Below are 23,140 nucleotides of genomic sequence, written 5' to 3'. Positions count from 1 at the left end.
GTGCTTAATGGGTTCAGCCCATGCAGCAATCCCTGATACGGCACAACGTTTTGCGCAGACTTTCGCGTCACACTTTACCGCGCGTTGCCTCTGCGGTCCGCTGGCTGTTCGCGCCAGTGAATGCTGGCGATAAACAGCGGCGTTCAGATCGCCTGTCCGGCGCGCGCTGACAAAATTTTTCCTTTCAGTTACAACTGTGGTCATACTGAAACGCTAAACGGGCATGATGTGCCTCCGATGGAATGACGGTTCTTAATATCAACAAGAGTGTTGCCATGAAAAATATCAATCCGACACAAACCGCAGCCTGGAAAGCGCTGCAACAGCATTTTGAGCAGATGAAGTCGGTAGAAATTGCCGATCTGTTCGCCCAGGATGCCGATCGTTTTGCCAAATTCTCTGCCACCTTTGATGATCAGATGCTGGTGGATTTCTCCAAAAACCGCATCACCCAGGAAACCCTCGATAAGTTACAGGCGCTGGCCAAAGAGACCGACCTGAGCGGTGCCATTAAGTCTATGTTCTCGGGTGAGAAGATTAACCGCACCGAAGATCGTGCGGTGCTGCACGTCGCGCTGCGTAACCGGAGTAACACGCCGATTCTGGTGGATGGCAAAGATGTGATGCCAGAGGTCAACGCGGTGCTGGATAAGATGAAAGGCTTCTCTGAGCGCATCATCAGCGGCGAATGGAAAGGCTATACCGGTAAAGCGATCACCGACGTGGTGAATATCGGTATTGGCGGCTCTGACCTCGGCCCGTTTATGGTGACTGAAGCGCTGCGCCCGTACAAAAACCATCTGAACATGCATTTTGTCTCTAACGTTGACGGCACCCACATCGCCGAAACGCTGAAAGACCTCAGCCCGGAAACCACCCTGTTCCTGGTGGCATCGAAAACCTTCACCACCCAGGAAACCATGACCAACGCCCACAGCGCGCGCGACTGGTTCCTGAAAACGGCAGGCGACCAGCAGCACGTAGCGAAACACTTTGCTGCGCTGTCGACCAACGCCAAAGCGGTGGGCGAATTTGGTATCGACACCAACAACATGTTTGAATTCTGGGACTGGGTTGGCGGCCGCTATTCACTGTGGTCAGCGATCGGCCTGTCGATCATTCTCTCGATTGGTTTCGATAACTTCGAGCAGCTGCTGAGCGGCGCACATGCCATGGACCAGCACTTCGCCTCTGCGCCGGCTGAGCAGAACCTGCCGGTGCTGCTGGCACTGATTGGCATCTGGTACAACAATTTCTTTGGTGCTGAAACCGAAGCGATTCTGCCTTACGACCAGTACATGCACCGCTTTGCCGCCTATTTCCAGCAGGGCAATATGGAGTCAAACGGCAAGTATGTGGATCGTGCCGGTCATCCGGTGGACTACCAGACTGGCCCAATCATCTGGGGCGAACCTGGCACCAACGGTCAGCACGCGTTTTATCAGCTGATCCACCAGGGTACCAAGCTGATTCCATGTGACTTTATTGCGCCGGCCATTACCCATAATGCGCTCGCGGATCACCATCCGAAGCTGCTCTCTAACTTCTTTGCCCAGACTGAAGCGCTGGCGTTTGGTAAGTCACGCGACGTCGTAGAGAAAGAGTTTACCGATGCCGGTAAATCTGCAGAGTCTGTAGCCCATATCGTGCCGTTCAAGGTGTTTGAAGGTAACCGCCCGACTAACTCCATCCTGCTGCGTGAGATTACCCCTTACAGCCTGGGCGCGCTGATTGCCCTGTATGAGCACAAAATCTTCACTCAGGGTGCCATCCTGAATATCTTCACTTTCGATCAGTGGGGTGTGGAATTAGGTAAGCAGCTGGCGAACCGTATTCTGCCGGAACTGGAAAACGAGGACGAAGTTACCACTCACGACAGCTCCACTAATGCCTTAATTAACCGCTATAAATCCTGGCGTTAATCGGCGTTAATTTCATCGGGCGGCCACTTTGCCGCCCTTTTTTTTGACTGTTTTTACATCTGAATGGGCTGTTTATATCGTTGGAGAGCATGGGTTGTCAGGGAAAAGTCTTAAAATAACCTAAGATAATTCTGAACATCGATGCGCTGAACGGGCCAGCATAAAGTATAAAATGGTCCTGAAATCGGGTAATCTCTATTGTTAGCTATTGATTCATAATCATATTCAGTTTCAGCAATCCTGAGTAAATTCTGATTATTCTTATTCCGTACCAGATATTAATAAAAAAAGAACATTACGCTTTGCAATTGATTCGCCAGCAGCGAAATATCTGGCATCAGCCCGAAATATTCCGATATAAAAAAGTAGTTATCCCCAATCCAGCTAATTAAATCACGCGCCCACCCCGCTATTCACCCTGGTTTTTCCGGTGCTGAACTCTGGTATTTTGTTGCCCTATACTGAACGCGCCCGCAATGGGACTGTCCGTCGATTTTGCCGCAGTCTGACTGCGTTGCAACCTCAGCGGACAGAGATCCTTCATTCACTCAATGCAGGAAACGCTGTTATGAAAAAAACTATGGTTGCCGGTGCAGCCTTGATCTTCGTTGCCGTCTCTTCCAGCGCATTTGCTGCGCCGGAAGAAGCTGGTACCGCAGCTGGCGCGCAGGCGGGAGCAATCTCTGCTGGCACGTCGACCGCTGTGGGTATCGGTGCGCTTGGCGCGCTGGTCGGGCTCGGCATTGCCGCTTCTGGCGGTGGTGACGGTGCAAATACCGGTACAACAACCACGACCACGACGAGCACCACTCGTTGATGGATGCCCGACCCCCGTCTGATTGCTGATCTGCAGCAAACGGGCAGAGGCTGAACCACTGACTTCGGTGAGTGAGGACGCTGAGCCACGTAACCTGTATTTCTGCAGCCGGAACGGGACGGGCAGAGCACCTTTAAACATAACCACACGCCTGTGTGGTTATTTTTTACTTTGGCATGACTTATCAGGGACACACAGTGCGCCAACTTCCTCTGCTGCTCGCTTGCCTGCTGCTGCAGGCCTGTACACAAACGCAAAAAAGGTCTTGAACAGACTCTGCTGCTTGCGGTTAACGGTCCGGACGACGTGACCGTTACCGATCAACAGGTCAACAATCTTCCGTATGCCAGTCTCTATGCTCGCCTGAATGAAGGTCCGCGCATTTTTGTAGTGCTCGGCTACAACGAGAAAGGTCAGCAGAAATGGGTGACACAGGATCAGGCGATGCTGGTGACACAGCATGGCCGCCTGGTTAAAACCCTGGGCTTGCCGGATAACCTGCTGAGCGTCAGCAATCTGCAACAGGATCCGCTCGCTGACAGCCTGCATATCAGCAACGGCGCAGGCTGGACCCGCATCGTGCAGTGGACCGAACAGGGCAAGGTTCGCGGCGCGACTGTGCGTTCAACCTTCCAGCGCGGCACCGACGAAGTCCTGACCGTGGCGGGCAACCGCATTCCGTGCCGCGTCTGGCATGAGCAGGTGAGCATCGACAGTAGTAACCGCGAGTGGGAAAACACCTTCTGGATCGATAACAGCAGCGGCGATGTGGTGCAGGCCCATCAGATGCTGGCGGCAGACGCCTTCCCTGTAGATATCACTATTCTGAAGCCGGCGAAATCATGAAAAAAATCACTTTTTTGCTGGCCGGGCTGAGCCTGTTCAGCGCCGCAGAAGCGCAGGCAACCGCGCAGGTTATCGTTCATGCACCGCACAACGGCGGTCAGGCTGAGCTGAGCCAGGTCGCGGATCTGTCCCAGCTGGTGACTCTGCCTCCACTGCAGGTCAACACTGACTGGCGTGCGACCTTTATTGCCGAGCGCGGCGCCAGCGCGGTGGCACAGCAGCACTATCAACAGACGCTGGGCGCGTTACGTGCCTGGCGTGCCGACAGCAGCGGCGATCGGGCGGCGGCCATTGATGAGGTGATCCGCCAGCTGAGCGCCATCAAAGTAGCAGGTCGCCAGTTCACGTCGCTCGACCCGGACTGGATCCGTCTGCATCCGGCTGACAACCGTCGGCTGGAAGGCAGCTATGACCTCTATCTGCAGGCCCCCCTCAGATTCTGTACTGCTGCTCGGCGCGCTGAGCGGCGCAGGCAAAGTGAGCTGGCAGCCGGGTAAATCAGTACGCGACTATCTGGATGGTCATGACGCACTCTCCGGGGCAGAACGCAATTTTGTCACCGTGATTGCACCTTCAGGCGCCACACAGCAGGTGCCGGTTGCCTACTGGAATCATCGCCACGCGGAAGTGGAGCCAGGCAGCATTATCTGGCTCGGCTTTTCGTCATGGAGCCTGCCAGGCAGCTATGAAGATCTTAATGAACGCATCCTTTCCGTACTGACTCACCGGATACCAGACTGATGAAAAAACGTTATCTCTTCAGCCTGTTGGCTGTTTCCGTGGCGGCAGCCTGTCAGGCGCAGGCTGACACCTGGCCCGAGCCGGTGGGCCCTTCACAATCCGATTTCGGCGGCGTGGGTCTGATGCAGGTGCCGACGGCGCGCATGGCCAAAGAGGGCGAGTTCAGCCTCAACGCGCGCGACAACGATCAGTACCGATACTACTCCGCGTCACTGCAGCTCTTTCCCTGGCTGGAGACCACTGTGCGGTATACCGACGTGCGCACCCGTCAGTACAGTGCGGTCTCAGAATTCAGCGGCACGCAGAGCTATAAAGATAAAGCCTTCGACCTGAAACTCCGTCTGTGGCAGGAGGGCTTCTGGCTGCCGGAAGTGGCGGTGGGAACGCGCGATCTGGGCGGTACCGGTCTGTTCGACAGTGAATACCTGGTGGCGACCAAAGCATGGGGACCGTTCGACTTTACCCTGGGGCTTGGCTGGGGCTATCTCGGCAATAGCGGCACCGTGAAGAACCCGTTCTGCTCATACAGCGACAGCTATTGCCAGCGTCCGCAGGTGGGCGAAGCGGGTTCAATCAACGGCTCGCAGATGTTCCACGGTCCGACGGCGCTGTTTGGCGGCGTGGAGTATCAGACGCCCTGGCAGCCGCTGCGCCTTAAAATGGAGTATGAGGGCAACGACTACCAGAATGACTTTGCTGGCCGCCTTGAGCAGCGCAGCAAGCTCAACGTCGGCGCGATTTATCGCGTAACCGACTGGGCTGACATCAACGCCAGCTACGAACGCGGTAACACCTTTATGTTTGGTGTCACCATTCGCACCAACTTCAACGATCTGCGTCAGGCGCACATCGACAGCGAGAAGCCTTCCTACAATCCGCAGCCGCAACCTAAGTTGCTGGAGCCGACGGTGGTGGGCACTCAGCTGACCGATCTGAAATACAATGCCGGTCTTGATGGTCCGCGTATTCAGACTCAGGGTCACACGATCTATGTGTCAGGCGAGCAGACGAAGTATCGCGATACCCGTGAAGGGGTGGATCGTGCGAACCGCATCATCATGAACCACCTGCCTGACGGCATCGACACCATCAATGTCACCGAGTCGCGCTTTAACATGCCACAGGTGACGACTGAGACGCAGGTCGCCAGCCTGCGTAACAATCTGGAAGGCTATCCGCTGGGCCATGAGCAGCCACTGCAACAGACCCGCAAAGAACCGGTCGATCCGGGTACCACTGAGCAGGGGATGTTTATCCGTCAGGATCGCCTGAACTACAGTCTGTCGCCGGTGCTGAATCAGTCGGTGGGCGGCCCGGAAAGCTTCTATATGTATCAGGTCGGCGTAATGGCTAACGCTGATTACTGGCTGACGGATCACCTGCTGGTGGGCGGTAGTCTGTTTGGTAACCTCGCCAACAACTACGACAAGTTCAACTACAACGGCGCACCGGCGGATTCTTCGCTGCCGCGCGTGCGTACCCATATCCGCGACTACGTTGAGAACAACGTCTACGTCAACGATCTGCAGGCAAACTATATGGGCCACCTCGGTAACGGCTTCTATGGTCAGGTTTACGGCGGGTACCTGGAGACGATGTACGGCGGCGTGGGCGGCGAGCTGCTCTATCGTCCGGTCGATGCGAACTGGGCGGTGGGCGTCGATGCCAACTATGTCCGTCAGCGTGACTGGGACAACATGATGCAGTTCAATCGCTACAAAGCCTCAACCGGCAACCTGACGGGTTACTGGCGTCCATGGTTCATGCAGGATGTACTGGTGAAAACCAGCGTCGGTCAGTATCTGGCGAAAGATAAAGGTGTGACGGTCGATGTGTCGAAGCGCTTCGACAGCGGCGTGATGGTGGGTGTCTATGCCACCAAAACCAACGTCTCGTCTGAAGAGTATGGCGAAGGCGACTTCACCAAAGGCTTCTATATCTCCATCCCAATGGATCTGTTCACCGTGACGCCAACGCGCGGTCGCGCGCAGGTGAACTGGGTGCCGCTGACGCGTGATGGCGGTCAGATGCTGGGTCGCAAGTACCAGCTGTATGATCTGACGTCCGATCGCGACGCGCGCTTTAACTAAGCAGATGGCGGCCTCAGGGCCGTTTCATGCGGTTAACAGAAAGCAGGCTCAGGGAGCATACACCTGAAGCAAAGCATAGCAATGAGATCGCGCCTGCTCAGGGAACCCGGTCAGATCGGAAAGGCGCTAATGCCATCCCTGGCCGCTCGGCCCGCGCCGTCCCTGGCGCGGGACGCTTTCCTCCTCTGACCGGGTTCCCTGCGCGTTGAGTTTCTTCATTGCTGCCAGATTTAACCGGAGCTGGATTTGTCAGCAGTCTGAAGCGGCCCTCAGGCCGCTTTTTTATTTAGTCCGCGTCGTAGCCGAGATTCGGCGCCAGCCAGCGCTCAACTTCCGTTAACGACATCCCTTTGCGTACCGCATAATCTTCCACCTGGTCACGCTGGATCTGCGCTACGGCGAAATAGCGGCTGTCAGGATGGCTGAAGTACCAGCCAGAGACTGACGCGCCCGGCCACATGGCAAAGGATTCGGTGAGCTTCATGCCGGTCTGTTCTTCCACCGCCAGCAGACGCCAGATGGCGGCTTTCTCAGTGTGCTCCGGGCAGGCCGGATAGCCTGGCGCCGGACGTATCCCCTGATAATTTTCCCGAATCAGCTCTTCATTGCTGAGATTTTCGTTGGGCGCGAAGCCCCAGATCACCTTACGTACCCGCTCGTGCAGGTATTCGGCAAAGGCTTCCGCCAGACGGTCAGCCAGCGCTTTCACCATGATCTTGTTGTAGTCGTCATGCTGACGATCGTACGCCTCCGCCAGCGCATCCTCTTCCAGCCCGCCGGTCACCGCGAAGGCACCGAGATAGTCCGCTTTGCCGCTCGATTTCGGGGCCACAAAATCCGCCAGACAGTAGTTGGCGAAGTCGATTTTTTCGGTCTGCTGGCGTAAGTGATGACTCACACACAAAATCTCATCACGCCGCTCATCACTGTAGAGATGAATATCATCGCCGACACGGTTAGCCGGAAAAATACCGACCACGCCACGTGGCTTCAGCAGCGACTGCTGGCTTAATTTGTCGAGCATCGCATTGGCATCGGCAAACAGACGCTGCGCCTCTTCACCCACCACCTCATCCTCCATGATGCGGGGATATTTACCCGCCAGCGACCAGGTCATAAAGAATGGCGTCCAGTCGATGTAGTTGCGCAGCGTTTCAATGCTGGCCTCCACCTGGCTGACCCCGGGACGATGCGGCACGGGTGGCGTGTAACTCTCCCAGTCAATTGAGGTGGCGTTATCGCGCGCCGCCTGCAGCGAGACCGGCGGCGTGCGCGGCTTTTTGCGTGCATGCTGAATGCGCACGGTCTCGTACTCTTTGCGGGTTCGGGCGACGAAATCCTCTTTTAAGGTGGCGGAGAGCAGCGACGACACCACGCCAACGGTACGTGAGGCGTTCTGCACGTAGACCGTCGGGCCGCTGTAATGCTGCTCAATTTTGACAGCGGTATGCGCCTTCGAGGTGGTCGCGCCGCCAATCAGCAGCGGTAAGGTAAAGCCCTGACGCTCCATCTCTTTCGCCATGTTGACCATCTCATCCAGCGACGGCGTAATCAGGCCTGATAAGCCGATGATGTCCGCATTCACTTCGCGCGCCGTTTTGAGAATTTTTTCGCCCGGCACCATCACGCCAAGGTCAATGATTTCGTAGTTATTACACTGCAGCACCACGCCGACAATATTTTTCCCGATGTCGTGCACGTCGCCTTTGACCGTGGCCAGCACGATTTTACCGTTGCTGCGCCCCGCCTCTTTGCTGGCTTCGATAAAGGGTTCCAGATACGCCACCGCCTGCTTCATCACGCGCGCCGATTTCACCACCTGCGGCAGGAACATCTTGCCCTCACCGAACAGGTCACCGACCACGTTCATGCCGGACATCAGCGGGCCTTCAATCACCTCTATCGGCCGTGGTACCTGCTGGCGCGCCTCTTCGGTATCCTGCTCAATAAACTCGGTGATCCCCTTGACCAGCGAATACTCCAGCCGTTTCACCACGTCCCAGCTGCGCCATTCCGCGAGCTGTTTTTCCTGCGAGCCATCGCTTTTGCCGCCACGGTATTTCTCCGCCAGCGCCAGCAGCCGCTCGGTGCCATCATCCCGCCGGTTAAGAATCACATCCTCTACCGCCTCGCGCAGTTCTGCCGGCAAATCATCATAAATCGCCAGCTGGCCTGCGTTGACGATGCCCATATCCATGCCTTTACGGATGGCGTAATAGAGAAAGACGGCATGTATCGCTTCACGCACCGGATCGTTGCCACGGAATGAAAACGATACGTTGGAGACGCCGCCGGAGATCATCGCATGGGGCAGCTCGCGCTTGATATCTTCGCAGGCACCAATGAAATCCATGGCGTAGTTGTTGTGTTCGTCGATGCCGGTGGCGACCGCAAAGATGTTGGGGTCGAAGATAATATCTTCCGGCGGGAAGCCGACCTGTTCGGTGAGGATCCGGTAAGCACGGCGGCAGATCTCAATTTTTCGGGCGCGGGTATCCGCCTGACCCACTTCGTCAAACGCCATGACCACCATCGCCGCGCCGTAACGCCGGACCTGACGCGCATGATGAATAAAGGCCGCTTCACCCTCTTTCATCGAAATTGAGTTCACGATCCCTTTGCCCTGAATGCACTGCAACCCTTTCTCAATCACCTCCCATTTTGAGGAGTCGATCATGATCGGCACGCGGGCAATATCGGGTTCGCCAGCAATCAGATTCAGAAAGCGTACCATCGCCGCCTCGGCGTCGAGCATGCCTTCATCCATGTTGATATCGATGATCTGCGCGCCGCTCTGCACCTGCTGCAGCGCCACTTCCAGCGCTTCGTTATACTTCTCTTCTTTGATCAGCCGTTTAAATTTTGCCGAGCCGGTGACGTTGGTGCGCTCACCGACGTTAACAAACAGTGACTCTGCGGTGATGTTAAGCGGCTCCAGACCGGAGAGACGGCAGGCCACCGGGATCGTCGGCAACTGACGCGGTGCAACGCCTTCAACCGCCGCCACCATGGCAGCGATATGTTGCGGTGTGGTGCCACAGCAGCCGCCGATAATGTTCAGGAATCCGGCGGTGGCCCATTCACCAATCTGCTGCGCCATCAGTTCCGCATCCAGATCGTATTCGCCAAAGGCATTGGGCAGACCGGCGTTGGGATGGGCGGTCACGTAGCCTTCAGCGATGCGCGACAGTTCCGCCACATACTGACGAAGTTCGTCGGGTCCCAGCGCGCAGTTCAGGCCAAAAGAGAGCGGTTCGGCGTGACGCAGCGAGTTGTAAAAAGCTTCGGTTGTCTGGCCGGAGAGCGTTCGGCCGGAGGCGTCGGTGATAGTGCCGGAAATCATCAGCGGCAGCGCCACGCCAAGCGCTTCCATCTCGGTCTGCACCGCATAGACGGCTGCTTTGGCATTCAGCGTATCGAACACCGTTTCAATCATGATGATGTCGGACCCGCCCTCCACCAGCGCGCGGGTCGATTCGCGGTACGCCTCCACCAGCTGATTAAAAGTGACGTTACGGTAGGCAGGATCGTTGACGTCGGGTGAGATCGAGCAGGTGCGGTTGGTCGGGCCGAGCACACCCGCAACATAACGCGGACGATCCGGCGTTTTCGCCGTCCACGCATCGGCGCAGGCTCGCGCCAGGCGGGCCGCTTCAAAATTGATCTCCGCCGATAAACGTTCCATCTGGTAGTCCGCCATCGCAATCGACGTGGCGTTAAAGGTGTTGGTTTCGAGGATATCCGCACCCGCCGCCAGATAGGCGTCGTGGATCTCGCGGATCACCGCCGGTTTACTCAGCACCAGCAGATCGTTATTGCCTTTGAGATCGCAAGGCCAGTCAGCAAAACGGCTGCCGCGATAATCCTCTTCTTCCAGCTTATAGCTCTGGATCATGGTGCCCATCCCCCCCATCCAGCACCATAATGCGTTGTGCGAGCTGCTGTTTTAACGCGTCGATTTTATTGCTCACTGTTGCCCCATTCACGTCAGTCTGCTGGCGGAAAAGCCCGTTTTTCATTCTGGCACAAGCTGGTCAGGCGACAAAGTAACCTCGACTGAGAGATTTTCAGGTCACGGCTGTACAGGTCTGACCAGAAAACCAGCGTTTGCAATGCGCGTGATTAAAACGAAAATGATTTCCACAATGCAAAAGGAGAAACAATGATGGCAACGCCGGTTCCTGTTAAGCGCGGCAAGAAACCCCGTGGCACCCCTGTCGCCGCACCCGCGGGAGGTCAGGTGCAATCGCTGACCCGCGGCCTGACGCTGCTGGAGCTGATTGCTGACTCACATGGCAGCGTAGCGCTGACCGAGCTGGCTCAGCAGGCGGGTTTGCCTAACTCCACCACGCATCGCCTGCTCAGCACCATGCAGCAGCAGGGTTTTGTCCGGCAGGTGGGCGATCTCGGGCTGTGGACGATCGGCGCACACGCCTTCGTGGTCGGCAGCAGTTTCCTGCAGAGCCGTAACCTGCTGGCGCTGGTACACCCGGTGCTGCGTAGCCTGATGGAGCAGTCCGGTGAAACGGTGAATCTGGCGGTGCTGGATCTCAGCGATCACCAGGCGGTGATCATTGATCAGGTGCAGTGTACCCAGCTGATGCGAATGTCCGCGCCGATTGGCGGCAAGCTGCCGATGCATGCGTCTGGCGCAGGCAAAGCGTTTCTGGCCCATCTGGGCGATGAGCAGGTCACCGCCCTGCTGCATCAGAAAGGATTGCATTACTACACGCCGAAAACCCTGATGTCGCCGCAGAGTCTGAAAGAGAATCTGGCGCTGGTGCGCAAAGCGGGCTTCTCATTTGATGATGAAGAGCATGCGCTTGGACTACGCTGTGTCGCCGCGCCAATCTATGACGAACATGGCGAGGCGTTTGCCGCGCTCTCCATCTCCGGCCCCATCGCCCGCATGACTGACGATCGGATTACTGAATTAGGTGCACTGGTCATCCGCGAAGCGCGCCAGGTTACGCTGGCGTACAGCGGTCGTTAACTTTATCTGCGCCGTAGCAGACGCTGAAACGCTGCGTCTGCCGCCAGGCGATCACCTCTTCCACATGACCCTGGGCGATGCGCTGCTGCTGCGCGCGCCACCAGCGGGCGTCGAATATCTCCGGATGCAGTTGCAACAGCAATGCGCCGGTAGCGGCTTCACTGCATAACGCATAGCGGAAGGTTTCCGGGAAGACATCGTCCGGCCCGACGCTGTACCAGGGCTCGGCGCTGAGTTCATCCTCCTCATAGCGCGCCGCGGGCACATCCCGGAAGTGCAGCTCCTGCATCGGGCGAATCTCATCGTAATCGTAAAAAATCACCCGGCCATGGCGCGTGATGCCGAAGTTTTTAAACAGCATGTCTCCGGGAAAGATATTGGCCGCCGCCAGCTGTCGGATGGCATTGCCATACTCTTCAATCGCGTGACGTCGCTCTGCGGCATTCGCCTGGGCCAGGTAGAGATTAAGCGGCTGCATACGGCGCTCCAGCCACAGGTGACGAATAATCAGGCGATCGCCTTCGATATGCAGCTTCTCAGCCACGCAGGCGTGGAGTTCTGCCAGCAGCGCCGGTGAGATGCGCGACAGCGGCAGCGCAAACTGCTCGAACTCCTGCGTATCTGCCATACGTCCCACGCGATCGTGCTCTTTGACCTGCTGATAACAGGCGCGGACCTGCGCTTCCGTCACCTCTTTTTGCGGCGCGAAGCGATCCCTGATGACCTTGAACACCCAGTCAAAGCCCGGCAGCGTGAAGACCAGCATCACCATGCCGCGCACGCCGGGTGCGATCTCAAAGGCCGTCTCATTCTCTGCCAGCGCCTGAAGATACTCGCGATAGCTCTCGGTTTTACCGTGCTTCTGGCAGCCAATCGCCATATAGCGCTCCGCCAGGGTTTTGCCAGGCAGAATCGGTTGCAGCCAGGCGACCAGCGCCGCAGGCACCGGCGCATAAACCATGAAATAGGCGCGGGCAAAACCAAAGACAATGCTGGCGTCATTCACATCGGTCAGACAGGTGTCGATCCACAGTTCGCCCGTTTCACTGCGCTGGATCGGCAGCAGACAGGGCAAGATGCCTTCCGGCAGATGCAGCCGCGCCACCAGCCAGGCGGTTTTGTTACGATAGAAGAGTTCACTGTTAACCTCGAGCCAGCCCTGGTTCAGCCGGGGAAAATGCGACTGCAGGTGGCGGACAATCCAGCCGACGTCGCGAGCGCGCTGCTGCCACGGCAACGTCAGCGGTAAATCGCTCAACACCTGATCCACCAGTGCCAGCCAGCCCCGCTCCGGCTGATAACGGCGCGATAACGGGCGCAAAGGTGTGACCGGTGCGGTCAGGGATTGAGAGCTGAAGATAAACAGCCGGTCAGGCTGCAGATCGGCATGTCCATGTAACCGGCAGTAGACAGAATTAAAGAAGCTTTCGGCAATTTCATGCCGTGGATAGCCGGGCAGCAGGCTTTGATAGTGGTCCTTAACCCGCAGCCAGAACATCTCATCCCAGCTGGCCGCACCGTTCAACACCCGCAGTTGATCGGCAACCAGGCTGACGTGATGGTCATAGAGATGAATACGGGCCTTCATGGCATGTTGCACCGCCTGCCATTCCGCCTGCTCAAACCGCTGCTGTGCGCCAGCAGTGATGTCGAGAAAGCGACCATACTGTGCATCAAAACCCTGCAGGATAGTGTGGGCGATCAATGATTCGCGTGGCGGCATAATCAGCTCCGGTAAACGCCCGCCCGCGGTTTGCGGACGGGGAATCAGTCAGAGGAAAAGGGTCAGAACTGATGCTCTTCGGTCGAACCGGTGAGCGCGGTGACCGAGGACTTACCGCCCTGAATGATATTGGTTACCTGATCAAAATAGCCGGTGCCCACCTCTTGCTGATGCGAAGAGAAGCTGTAACCGCGATCGCGGGCAGCGAACTCAGGCTGCTGAACCTTTTCAACATAGTGACGCATCCCTTCGCCCTGGGCGTAGGCGTGGGCCAGATCAAACATGTTGAACCACATGCTGTGGATGCCCGCCAGCGTGATGAACTGGAAGCGATAGCCCATGTCGCTGAGCGCCTGCTGAAACTTCGCGATGGTGCGATCGTCGAGGTTCTTCTTCCAGTTGAACGACGGTGAACAGTTGTAGGCCAGCAGCTTGCCGGGGAAACGCGCATGAATGGCGTCGGCAAAGCGCTGCGCCATCGCCAGATCCGGCGTTGAGGTTTCACACCACAGGATGTCAGCATAAGGTGCATAGGCCAGCCCGCGACTGATCGCCTGTTCAATGCCGGCGTGGGTGCGGAAGAAGCCTTCTGCCGTCCGGTCGCCCTGGATAAAGGGACGATCGTATTCATCGCAGTCTGAGGTAATCAGATCGGCGGCGTCGGCATCAGTTCGTGCCAGCAGCACGGTTGGCACGCCCATCACATCGGCAGCCAGCCGTGCCGCCACCAGTTTCTGAATGGCTTCCTGAGTCGGTACCAGAACTTTGCCGCCCATGTGACCGCATTTTTTTACCGCCGCCAGCTGATCTTCGAAGTGGACCGCCGCCGCGCCCGCCTGAATCATCGCCTTCATCAGCTCATACGCATTCAGCACACCGCCAAAACCGGCTTCAGCATCGGCCACAATTGGCAGGAAGAAATCGGTGTGGCGGCTGTCCCCCGCTTCAATGCCGCTGGACCACTGAATCTGATCGGCGCGCTGAAAGGTCTGATTAATGCGCGTCACCACTTCCGGCACCGAGTTCACCGGGTAGAGCGACTGATCGGGATACATCTGGCCCGCCACGTTGGCATCCGCCGCTACCTGCCAGCCAGAAAGGTAGATCGCTTCGATGCCCGCTTTGGCCTGCTGCAGTGCCTGCCCGCCGCTCAGCGCACCCAGGCTATTGATATACCCTTTCTTCGCCTCGCCATTCAGCAACGCCCATAATTTTTCCGCACCGCGCTCTGCCAGTGTACAGGCGGGCAAGACCGAGCCGCGCAGATTGACGACCTCTGCTGCGCTGTAAGGGCGGGTAATGCCCTGCCAGCGTGCGGTCTGCCAGAGTTGTTCCAGTTGATCGATTTGTTGAGTACGTGTCATGGCAATAGCTCCTCTGTTCAGGGGATCAGGCGATAGCCTGGCAGGGTAAGAAAGGAAACCAGCTCGCGCTCGGTGGTGATCTGAGCCATCAACTGCGCCGCGTCGTCATAGCGACCGGCGCTGAAGTGGGCTTCGCCCAGCGCGTTTTGCAGCAGATGCAGCTCTTCGTTAAGCCAGCGCAGAAACAGTTCAGCTGTGACCTGCTGGCCGTTGTTCAGTATTTGCTGATGATGAATCCATTGCCAGATTGAGGTGCGTGCGATCTCAGCGGTGGCGGCATCCTCCATCAGTCCGTCAATCGGGACACAGCCGTTACCGCTGATCCACGCCTCAAGGTATTGCAGCGCAACACGGATGTTGGCGCGCATACCGGCTTCGGTGCGCTCACCCTGACAGGGCGCCAGCAGCTGCTCCGCTGTGATCGTCGCATCCTCTTCCCGCATGACCTGCAGCTGGTTTGGCCGGTCGCCCAGCGCAGCGTTGAAGACCGCCATCGCGGTCTCTGCCAGACCAGGATGAGCAATCCAGGTGCCGTCATGCCCGTTACCTGCCTCCCGCTGCTTATCTTCCGTCACGCGCTGCAGTACCCAGGCATTGCGCGTGGGATCTTTAGCGGGGATGAGCGCTGACATCCCGCCCATCGCAAAAGCCCCCCCGCCGATGACAGGTTTTAATCAGCAGTCGCGAATAAGCGTCCAGGAACGGCTGAGACATGGTGACGGACTGGCGATCCGGCAGCACGCGATCCGCATGCTGTTTCAGGGTTTTGATATAGCTGAAGATGTAATCCCAGCGGCCACAGTTGAGGCCAACAATGTGATCGCGCAGATTCCACAGGATCTCATCCATCTGAAACACGGCGGGTAAGGTTTCGATCAGGACAGTGGCTTTGATCGTGCCACGCGGCAGATCGAACTGATCCTCGCTGAAACTGAAGATCTCACGCCACCAGGCGATCTCCTGCCAGCTCTCGGTTTTCGGCAGATAGAAATAAGGCCCGCTGCCTTTGGCCAGTAATGGCCGGACGTTGTGGAAGAAATAGAGCGCGAAATCAAACAGCCCGCCCGGAATTGCCTTTCCCTGCCAGCTGACATGTTTTTCTGACAGATGCAGACCGCGCACCCGGCACATCAGTACCGCAGGGGTAGCGCCGAGCTGATAAATTTTGCCTTTGTCGCTGGTATAACTCAGGGTGCCCTGTACTGCTTCGCGTAGTGTCAGCTGCCCTTCAATCAACTTTGACCACTCCGGAGACAGCGAATCCTCAAAGTCGACCATAAAGACTTTAACGTTTGAGTTCAGGGCGTTAATCACCATTTTCCGATCGGGTGGGCCGGTGATCTCGACCCGACGATCTTCTAAATCTGCCGGAATAGATTGAATACGCCATTCACTGGCCCTTATGGAAGCCGTTTCCATATCGAAGTCTGGCAGATAGCCCTGGTCATATTGCTGCTGACGCTGCTGGCGAGCCGATAACAGCACTTCGCGTTGCGGTGCAAAGCGTGCGACCAGAGACTCTAAAAAAGAAACAGCCTCGGGCGTTAACAGTTGCTGTTCTGCATGGCTAAAGGGCTGGCCGAAAATCAGGGTATGTCTGATCACTGAGTCTGTCATGCTGGCGTTCTCCTGTATTCAAAGGATCGAAAGCAGCGGATCCACACGGTGTTTATTTTGTGAGCTACAGGATCAGAGCATAAGCAGTTATTTTTTTTAAATCAAAAACTATTTCCATTTTTAAATATAAATTAACCTATCCTTATGTTTTATCTGCAATAAAACTTTAATCCATTAAAGGAATTGCTTTCATTTAACGTTTTAAAGGCGAAAAAAAACCGTGTTGCCATCGGCTAACACGGTTCAGTTGATCTTCAGACAGGACTATTCCAGCGTTGGGTTCATGTGACGCAGATCGAACGGCGTGATCTGGTAAACGTAGTAGTTGAGCCAGTTCGAGAACAACAGATTGCCGTGACTGCGCCAGGTGGCGCGGGGTGGCAATACCGGATTATCCTGCGGGAAATAGTTATAAGGGACTTCCGGATTCACCCCCCGCTTCATAATCGCGATGATACTCACCAGACAACGTCAGGGCATCATATTCCGGGTGACCGGTAACAAACACCAGACGTTTGTCTTTACTCGCCATCAGATAGGCACCGGTTTGTTCCGATTCAGCAAACAGCTCAAGATCGGTGTAATCCGTAATCAAATGGGTGGGGAAATCAGCATAGCGTGAGTGCGGTGCGAGGAAATTATCATCAAAACCACGGGTCAGTAACGCATGGGGATGCAGTATCTGATGCTCATAGACACCAGACAGTTTGTTATGCCGGGTTTGCTTGGGAATGCCATACAGAATGTTAAGCGCAGCCTGAACCGCCCAACAGACAAACAGGGTTGAGGTGACATGCTCATTTGCCCAGTGCAGAACGCGCTGAATCTGTGGCCAGTAAGCGACATCATTAAAATCAACCAGCCCGAGTGGTGCACCTGTCACGATTAAGCCATCGTAGTTATCATGCTGGATATCTTCAAAATTGCAGTAGAAGTTGTTGAGGTGCTCAGTGGGCGTATTGCGTGACTCGCGGCTGTCGATGCGCAGCAGCTGAATATCGATCTGTAAGGGCGAGTTGGAAAGCAGACGCAGAAACTGATTCTCCGTTTCGATCTTTTTCGGCATCAGATTCAGTATGAGCACTTTAAGCGGGCGGATCTCCTGAACACTGGCGCGCGACGATGTCATCACAAAGACATTTTCGTCACGCAAAAAATTCACTGCCGGTAATTCGTCGGGAACCCTGATTGGCATAACCTGCTCACCTCTTACAACCATATAAACGTTTAGACATCTGGATGCCCAACATTAGCCTGATCGTTGTAAGATGTCGAGGTTTGATGCAGAAAATGAAAATGTTTCAGCTTAACGTGGCAAAGTGCAGACGTAAAAAAAGCCCCGCACTTTCGTGCGGGGCTTCTTCACTTATTTAATGCCTGGCAGTTCCCTACTCTCGCATGGGGAGACCCCACACTACCATCGGCGCTACGGCGTTTCACTTCTGAGTTCGGCATGGGGTCAGGTGGGACCACCGCGCTAAAGCCGCCAGGCAAATTCTTTGTGCTCTGTCCTGTGTCTTTTGTGCTGATGCTGCGTTGGCCGCCCTCGCGCTACTCCGTCACATACTTCAGTATGCTCCTTCGTATCGCTCGGTTGCCGCCTTGCCTCAGCGCAAAATCCTTCGGACTTCAGTCCGCAGGACACAACTGTATCCGGGAACAAGCTGAAAACCTGTCTCTCAAAAACGCCTCTGGCGTTGTAAGGTTAAGCCTCACGGGTCATTAGTACCGGTTAGCTCAACGCATCGCTGCGCTTACACACCCGGCCTATCAACGTCGTAGTCTTCAACGTCCCTTCAGGACTCTCAAGGAGTCAGGGAGAACTCATCTCGGGGCAAGTTTCGTGCTTAGATGCTTTCAGCACTTATCTTTTCCGCACTTAGCTACCGGGCAATGCCATTGGCATGACAACCCGAACACCAGTGGTGCGTTCACTCCGGTCCTCTCGTACTAGGAGCAACCCCCCCCTCAATTCTCCAGCGCCCACGGCAGATAGGGACCGAACTGTCTCACGACGTTCTAAACCCAGCTCGCGTACCACTTTAAACGGCGAACAGCCGTACCCTTGGGACCTACTTCAGCCCCAGGATGTGATGAGCCGACATCGAGGTGCCAAACACCGCCGTCGATATGAACTCTTGGGCGGTATCAGCCTGTTATCCCCGGAGTACCTTTTATCCGTTGAGCGATGGCCCTTCCATTCAGAACCACCGGATCACTATGACCTGCTTTCGCACCTGCTCGAGCCGTCACTCTCGCAGTCAAGCCAGCTTATGCCATTGCACTAACCTCACGATGTCCGACCGTGATTAGCTGACCTTCGTGCTCCTCCGTTACTCTTTAGGAGGAGACCGCCCCAGTCAAACTACCCACCAGACACTGTCCGCAGCCCGGATTACGGGCCTACGTTAGAACATCAAACATTAAAGGGTGGTATTTCAAGGTTGGCTCCACGCGAACTGGCGTCCGCGCTTCAAAGCCTCCCACCTATCCTACACATCAAGGCTCAATGTTCAGTGTCAAGCTGTAGTAAAGGTTCACGGGGTCTTTCCGTCTTGCCGCGGGTACACTGCATCTTCACAGCGAGTTCAATTTCACTGAGTCTCGGGTGGAGACAGCCTGGCCATCATTACGCCATTCGTGCAGGTCGGAACTTACCCGACAAGGAATTTCGCTACCTTAGGACCGTTATAGTTACGGCCGCCGTTTACCGGGGCTTCGATCAAGAGCTTCTCCTTACGGATAACCCCATCAATTAACCTTCCGGCACCGGGCAGGCGTCACACCGTATACGTCCACTTTCGTGTTTGCACAGTGCTGTGTTTTTAATAAACAGTTGCAGCCAGCTGGTATCTTCGACTGGCTTCGGCTCGGGGAGCAGGTCCCTCCACCTACGCGCCAGCGTGCCTTCTCCCGAAGTTACGGCACCATTTTGCCTAGTTCCTTCACCCGAGTTCTCTCAAGCGCCTTGGTATTCTCTACCTGACCACCTGTGTCGGTTTGGGGTACGATTCTGTGTTACCTGATGCTTAGAGGCTTTTCCTGGAAGCTGGGCATTTATCACTTCAGCACCGTAGTGCCTCGTCGTCACGCCTCAGCGTTAACAAGCGTCCGGATTTACCTGGACACTCCGCCTACACGCTTAAACCGGGACAACCGTCGCCCGGCTGATATAGCCTTCTCCGTCCCCCCCTTCGCAGTAACACCGAGTACAGGAATATTAACCTGTTTCCCATCGACTACGCCTTTCGGCCTCGCCTTAGGGGTCGACTCACCCTGCTCCGATTAACGTTGAACAGGAACCCTTGGTCTTCCGGCGAGCGGGCTTTTCACCCGCTTTATCGTTACTTATGTCAGCATTCGCACTTCTGATACCTCCAGCATGCCTCACAGCACACCTTCGACGGCTTACAGAACGCTCCCCTACCCAACAACGCCTAAGCGTCGCTGCCGCAGCTTCGGTGCATGGTTTAGCCCCGTTACATCTTCCGCGCAGGCCGACTCGACCAGTGAGCTATTACGCTTTCTTTAAATGATGGCTGCTTCTAAGCCAACATCCTGGCTGTCTGTGCCTTCCCACATCGTTTCCCACTTAACCATGACTTTGGGACCTTAGCTGGCGGTCTGGGTTGTTTCCCTCTTCACGACGGACGTTAGCACCCGCCGTGTGTCTCCCGTGATAACATTCTTCGGTATTCGCAGTTTGCATCGGGTTGGTAAGCCGGGATGGCCCCCCTAGCCGAAACAGTGCTCTACCCCCCGAAGATGAGTTCACGAGGCGCTACCTAAATAGCTTTCGGGGAGAACCAGCTATCTCCCGGTTTGATTGGCCTTTCACCCCCAGCCACAGGTCATCCGCTAATTTTTCAACATTAGTCGGTTCGGTCCTCCAGTTAGTGTTACCCAACCTTCAACCTGCCCATGGCTAGATCACCGGGTTTCGGGTCTATACCCTGCAACTTAACGCCCAGTTAAGACTCGGTTTCCCTGCGGCTCCCCCTATACGGTTAACCTTGCTACAGAATATAAGTCGCTGACCCATTATACAAAAGGTACGCAGTCACCCTGATAAATCAAGGCTCCCACTGCTTGTACGTACACGGTTTCAGGTTCTGTTTCACTCCCCTCGCCGGGGTTCTTTTCGCCTTTCCCTCACGGTACTGGTTCACTATCGGTCAGTCAGGAGTATTTAGCCTTGGAGGATGGTCCCCCCCATATTCAGACAGGATACCACGTGTCCCGCCTTACTCATCGAGCTCACAGCTTGTGTGCTTTTGTGTACGGGAGTATCACCCTGTACCCTGCGACTTTCCAGACGCTTCCACTAACACACAAACTGATTCAGGCTCTGGGCTGCTCCCCGTTCGCTCGCCGCTACTGGGGGGAATCTCGGTTGATTTCTTTTCCTCGGGGTACTTAGATGTTTCAGTTCCCCCCGGTTCGCCTTGCAGCACTATGTATTCATGCTGCAATGATGCACAGAGTGCACCGGGTTTCCCCATTCGGACATCGACGGCTGTAGCGGTTCATATCACCTTACCGTCGCTTTACGCAGATTAGCACGTCCTTCATCGCCTCTGACTGCCTGGGCATCCACCGTGTACGCTTAGTCGCTTAACCTCACAACCCACAGGCGTTTTACAACGCTGCGAATTGCAAGCATTTGAGAGACTCGAACGCATCGCTTTGTCATCCCTTAATTACGGAGGAATGACGCGCTGCGTCGTTTCAATTTTCAGCTTGTTCCGGATTGTTAAAGAGCATAATACGTCGCAGCACACCGTCGCCGGTATGCTCTGAGGTATTTCAGAAAAAAACAGATAAACGGTATGGTGGAGCTAAGCGGGATCGAACCGCTGACCTCCTGCGTGCAAGGCAGGCGCTCTCCCAGCTGAGCTATAGCCCCATACAGTTACTGCAGAGACCACTACTACCACTCAACCGAGTTACATTCTTCAGGAGAAGGATGCAATTTCTTTTCAGGCAAGGCATGCGGAAGGGAAGTTTACTCAGGTAAACGACCGCGCGCATAACGCAGCATGAGAAGAAATTTGGTAGGCCTGAGTGGACTTGAACCACCGACCTCACCCTTATCAGGGGTGCGCTCTAACCACCTGAGCTACAAGCCTGTAGAGGTTTTTTCTGCTCGTTACTTTTTATCAGACAATCTGTGTGGACACTGCGCGGGAAGGTATCTTCAGGTAAGGAGGTGATCCAACCGCAGGTTCCCCTACGGTTACCTTGTTACGACTTCACCCCAGTCATGAATCACAAAGTGGTAAGCGCCCTCCCGAAGGTTAAGCTACCTACTTCTTTTGCAACCCACTCCCATGGTGTGACGGGCGGTGTGTACAAGGCCCGGGAACGTATTCACCGTGGCATTCTGATCCACGATTACTAGCGATTCCGACTTCACGGAGTCGAGTTGCAGACTCCGATCCGGACTACGACGCACTTTGTGAGGTCCGCTTGCTCTCGCGAGGTCGCTTCTCTTTGTATGCGCCATTGTAGCACGTGTGTAGCCCTACTCGTAAGGGCCATGATGACTTGACGTCATCCCCACCTTCCTCCGGTTTATCACCGGCAGTCTCCTTTGAGTTCCCGACCGAATCGCTGGCAACAAAGGATAAGGGTTGCGCTCGTTGCGGGACTTAACCCAACATTTCACAACACGAGCTGACGACAGCCATGCAGCACCTGTCTCACGGTTCCCGAAGGCACTAAGGCATCTCTGCCAAATTCCGTGGATGTCAAGAGTAGGTAAGGTTCTTCGCGTTGCATCGAATTAAACCACATGCTCCACCGCTTGTGCGGGCCCCCGTCAATTCATTTGAGTTTTAACCTTGCGGCCGTACTCCCCAGGCGGTCGACTTAACGCGTTAGCTCCGGAAGCCACTCCTCAAGGGAACAACCTCCAAGTCGACATCGTTTACGGCGTGGACTACCAGGGTATCTAATCCTGTTTGCTCCCCACGCTTTCGCACCTGAGCGTCAGTCTTTGTCCAGGGGGGCCGCCTTCGCCACCGGTATTCCTCCAGATCTCTACGCATTTCACCGCTACACCTGGAATTCTACCCCCCCTCTACAAGACTCAAGCCTGCCAGTTTCAAATGCAGTTCCCAGGTTAAGCCCGGGGATTTCACATCTGACTTAACAGACCGCCTGCGTGCGCTTTACGCCCAGTAATTCCGATTAACGCTTGCACCCTCCGTATTACCGCGGCTGCTGGCACGGAGTTAGCCGGTGCTTCTTCTGCGGGTAACGTCAATCGACAGGGTTATTAACCCCGTCGCCTTCCTCCCCGCTGAAAGTACTTTACAACCCGAAGGCCTTCTTCATACACGCGGCATGGCTGCATCAGGCTTGCGCCCATTGTGCAATATTCCCCACTGCTGCCTCCCGTAGGAGTCTGGACCGTGTCTCAGTTCCAGTGTGGCTGGTCATCCTCTCAGACCAGCTAGGGATCGTCGCCTAGGTGGGCCATTACCCCGCCTACTAGCTAATCCCATCTGGGTTCATCCGATAGTGAGAGGCCCGAAGGTCCCCCTCTTTGGTCTTGCGACGTTATGCGGTATTAGCCACCGTTTCCAGTGGTTATCCCCCCTCTATCGGGCAGATCCCCAGACATTACTCACCCGTCCGCCACTCGTCACCCAAGAGCAAGCTCTCTGTGCTACCGTCCGACTTGCATGTGTTAGGCCTGCCGCCAGCGTTCAATCTGAGCCATGATCAAACTCTTCAATTTAAGTTTGATTTGCTTAAACAAGTTAAGCGGTGCTCATCTGTAAAACGTCATAATGAATTTCATTATGTGTTCACTCGTGAGGCTTGATATTTTTTTACGTCCGGAGACGCTGATATCAATCCTGCGAGTGCCCACACAGATTGTCTGATAAATTGTTAAAGAGCATGCCGCGATTTACTGCGGCGCGGGCTGCGTATATTACGCTTTCCGCATTGTCAGTCAAGCATTTATTTTCGCTTAACTCACTGGTTCGTATGATTTCGAACCTACTCAACCCGGCGC

General features: G+C 55.6%; 6 protein-coding genes, 2 tRNA genes, 3 rRNA genes and 5 pseudogenes. 6 read left to right on the top strand and 10 right to left on the bottom strand.

What is annotated here, in order from left to right; all coding sequences use genetic code 11:
• Positions 1-275 precede the first annotated feature (275 nt).
• The 5 genes and pseudogenes from pgi (at position 276) to JNO11_RS00625 (ending at position 6,416) form a co-directional block, all read left to right on the top strand.
• A complete protein-coding gene (gene pgi / locus JNO11_RS00645; RefSeq protein WP_137231063.1) occupies positions 276-1,922 on the top strand; it encodes a glucose-6-phosphate isomerase in 1,647 nt (548 codons plus the stop codon).
• 568 nt (positions 1,923-2,490) lie between these two features.
• Entirely contained in the window at positions 2,491-2,739 is a 249-nt protein-coding gene (gene yjbE / locus JNO11_RS00640) for an exopolysaccharide production protein YjbE (RefSeq protein WP_010252668.1), read from the top strand.
• A 197-nt stretch (positions 2,740-2,936) separates the two neighbouring features.
• A pseudogene (locus JNO11_RS00635) lies at positions 2,937-3,585 on the top strand (YjbF family lipoprotein).
• A pseudogene (locus JNO11_RS00630) lies at positions 3,582-4,326 on the top strand (capsule biosynthesis GfcC family protein). The pseudogenes JNO11_RS00635 and JNO11_RS00630 overlap by 4 nt, the downstream one beginning before the upstream one ends.
• Complete coding sequence (locus JNO11_RS00625) at positions 4,326-6,416, top strand: YjbH domain-containing protein (RefSeq protein WP_062759330.1); 2,091 nt, start codon at positions 4,326-4,328, stop codon at positions 6,414-6,416. The pseudogene JNO11_RS00630 and the gene JNO11_RS00625 overlap by 1 nt, the downstream one beginning before the upstream one ends.
• Before the next feature lie 286 nt (positions 6,417-6,702).
• On the opposite strand, the pseudogene metH reads toward JNO11_RS00625, so the two are convergent.
• Positions 6,703-10,387: pseudogene (metH, locus tag JNO11_RS00620) on the bottom strand (methionine synthase).
• Positions 10,388-10,581: 194 nt separating this feature from the next.
• Here metH and iclR point away from each other — a divergent pair.
• A complete protein-coding gene (gene iclR / locus JNO11_RS00615; protein ID WP_010252683.1) occupies positions 10,582-11,409 on the top strand; it encodes a glyoxylate bypass operon transcriptional repressor IclR in 828 nt (275 codons plus the stop codon).
• Here iclR and aceK read toward each other — a convergent pair.
• The 9 genes and pseudogenes from aceK to JNO11_RS00570 all read right to left on the bottom strand — a co-directional run bounded on the left by aceK (position 11,384) and on the right by JNO11_RS00570 (position 22,858).
• Positions 11,384-13,132, bottom strand: a complete 1,749-nt coding sequence (gene aceK, locus JNO11_RS00610) for a bifunctional isocitrate dehydrogenase kinase/phosphatase (RefSeq protein WP_010252686.1) — start codon at positions 13,130-13,132, stop codon at positions 11,384-11,386. The two genes, iclR and aceK, sit on opposite strands and share 26 nt — an antisense overlap.
• A 62-nt stretch (positions 13,133-13,194) precedes the next feature.
• The gene (aceA, locus tag JNO11_RS00605; RefSeq protein WP_010672196.1) at positions 13,195-14,496 is read right to left on the bottom strand and encodes an isocitrate lyase; all 1,302 of its coding nucleotides are present in this window, start codon (positions 14,494-14,496) and stop codon (positions 13,195-13,197) included.
• Between the two features lie 17 nt (positions 14,497-14,513).
• Positions 14,514-16,113: pseudogene (gene aceB / locus JNO11_RS00600) on the bottom strand (malate synthase A).
• A 264-nt stretch (positions 16,114-16,377) separates the two neighbouring features.
• Positions 16,378-17,308, bottom strand: a pseudogene (gene metA / locus JNO11_RS00595) (homoserine O-succinyltransferase).
• A 180-nt stretch (positions 17,309-17,488) separates the two neighbouring features.
• A 5S ribosomal RNA gene (gene rrf, locus JNO11_RS00590) occupies positions 17,489-17,604 on the bottom strand.
• A gap of 210 nt (positions 17,605-17,814) precedes the next feature.
• Positions 17,815-20,733 (bottom strand): 23S ribosomal RNA (locus JNO11_RS00585).
• A gap of 210 nt (positions 20,734-20,943) precedes the next feature.
• A tRNA-Ala gene (locus JNO11_RS00580) sits at positions 20,944-21,019 on the bottom strand.
• Positions 21,020-21,165: 146 nt separating this feature from the next.
• A tRNA-Ile gene (locus JNO11_RS00575) sits at positions 21,166-21,242 on the bottom strand.
• A 73-nt stretch (positions 21,243-21,315) separates the two neighbouring features.
• A 16S ribosomal RNA gene (locus JNO11_RS00570) occupies positions 21,316-22,858 on the bottom strand.
• The 16S, 23S and 5S rRNA genes sit together here with 2 tRNA genes alongside, the layout of an rRNA operon.
• Positions 22,859-23,140: the final 282 nt, after the last annotated feature.

The sequence above is a fragment of the Pantoea sp. 1B4 genome, from assembly GCF_016925765.1.
Lineage (GTDB): Bacteria > Pseudomonadota > Gammaproteobacteria > Enterobacterales > Enterobacteriaceae > Pantoea > Pantoea agglomerans.
Note: the sequence above shows the minus strand (reverse complement) of the source record. Positions and strands in the feature narration are given on the sequence as shown.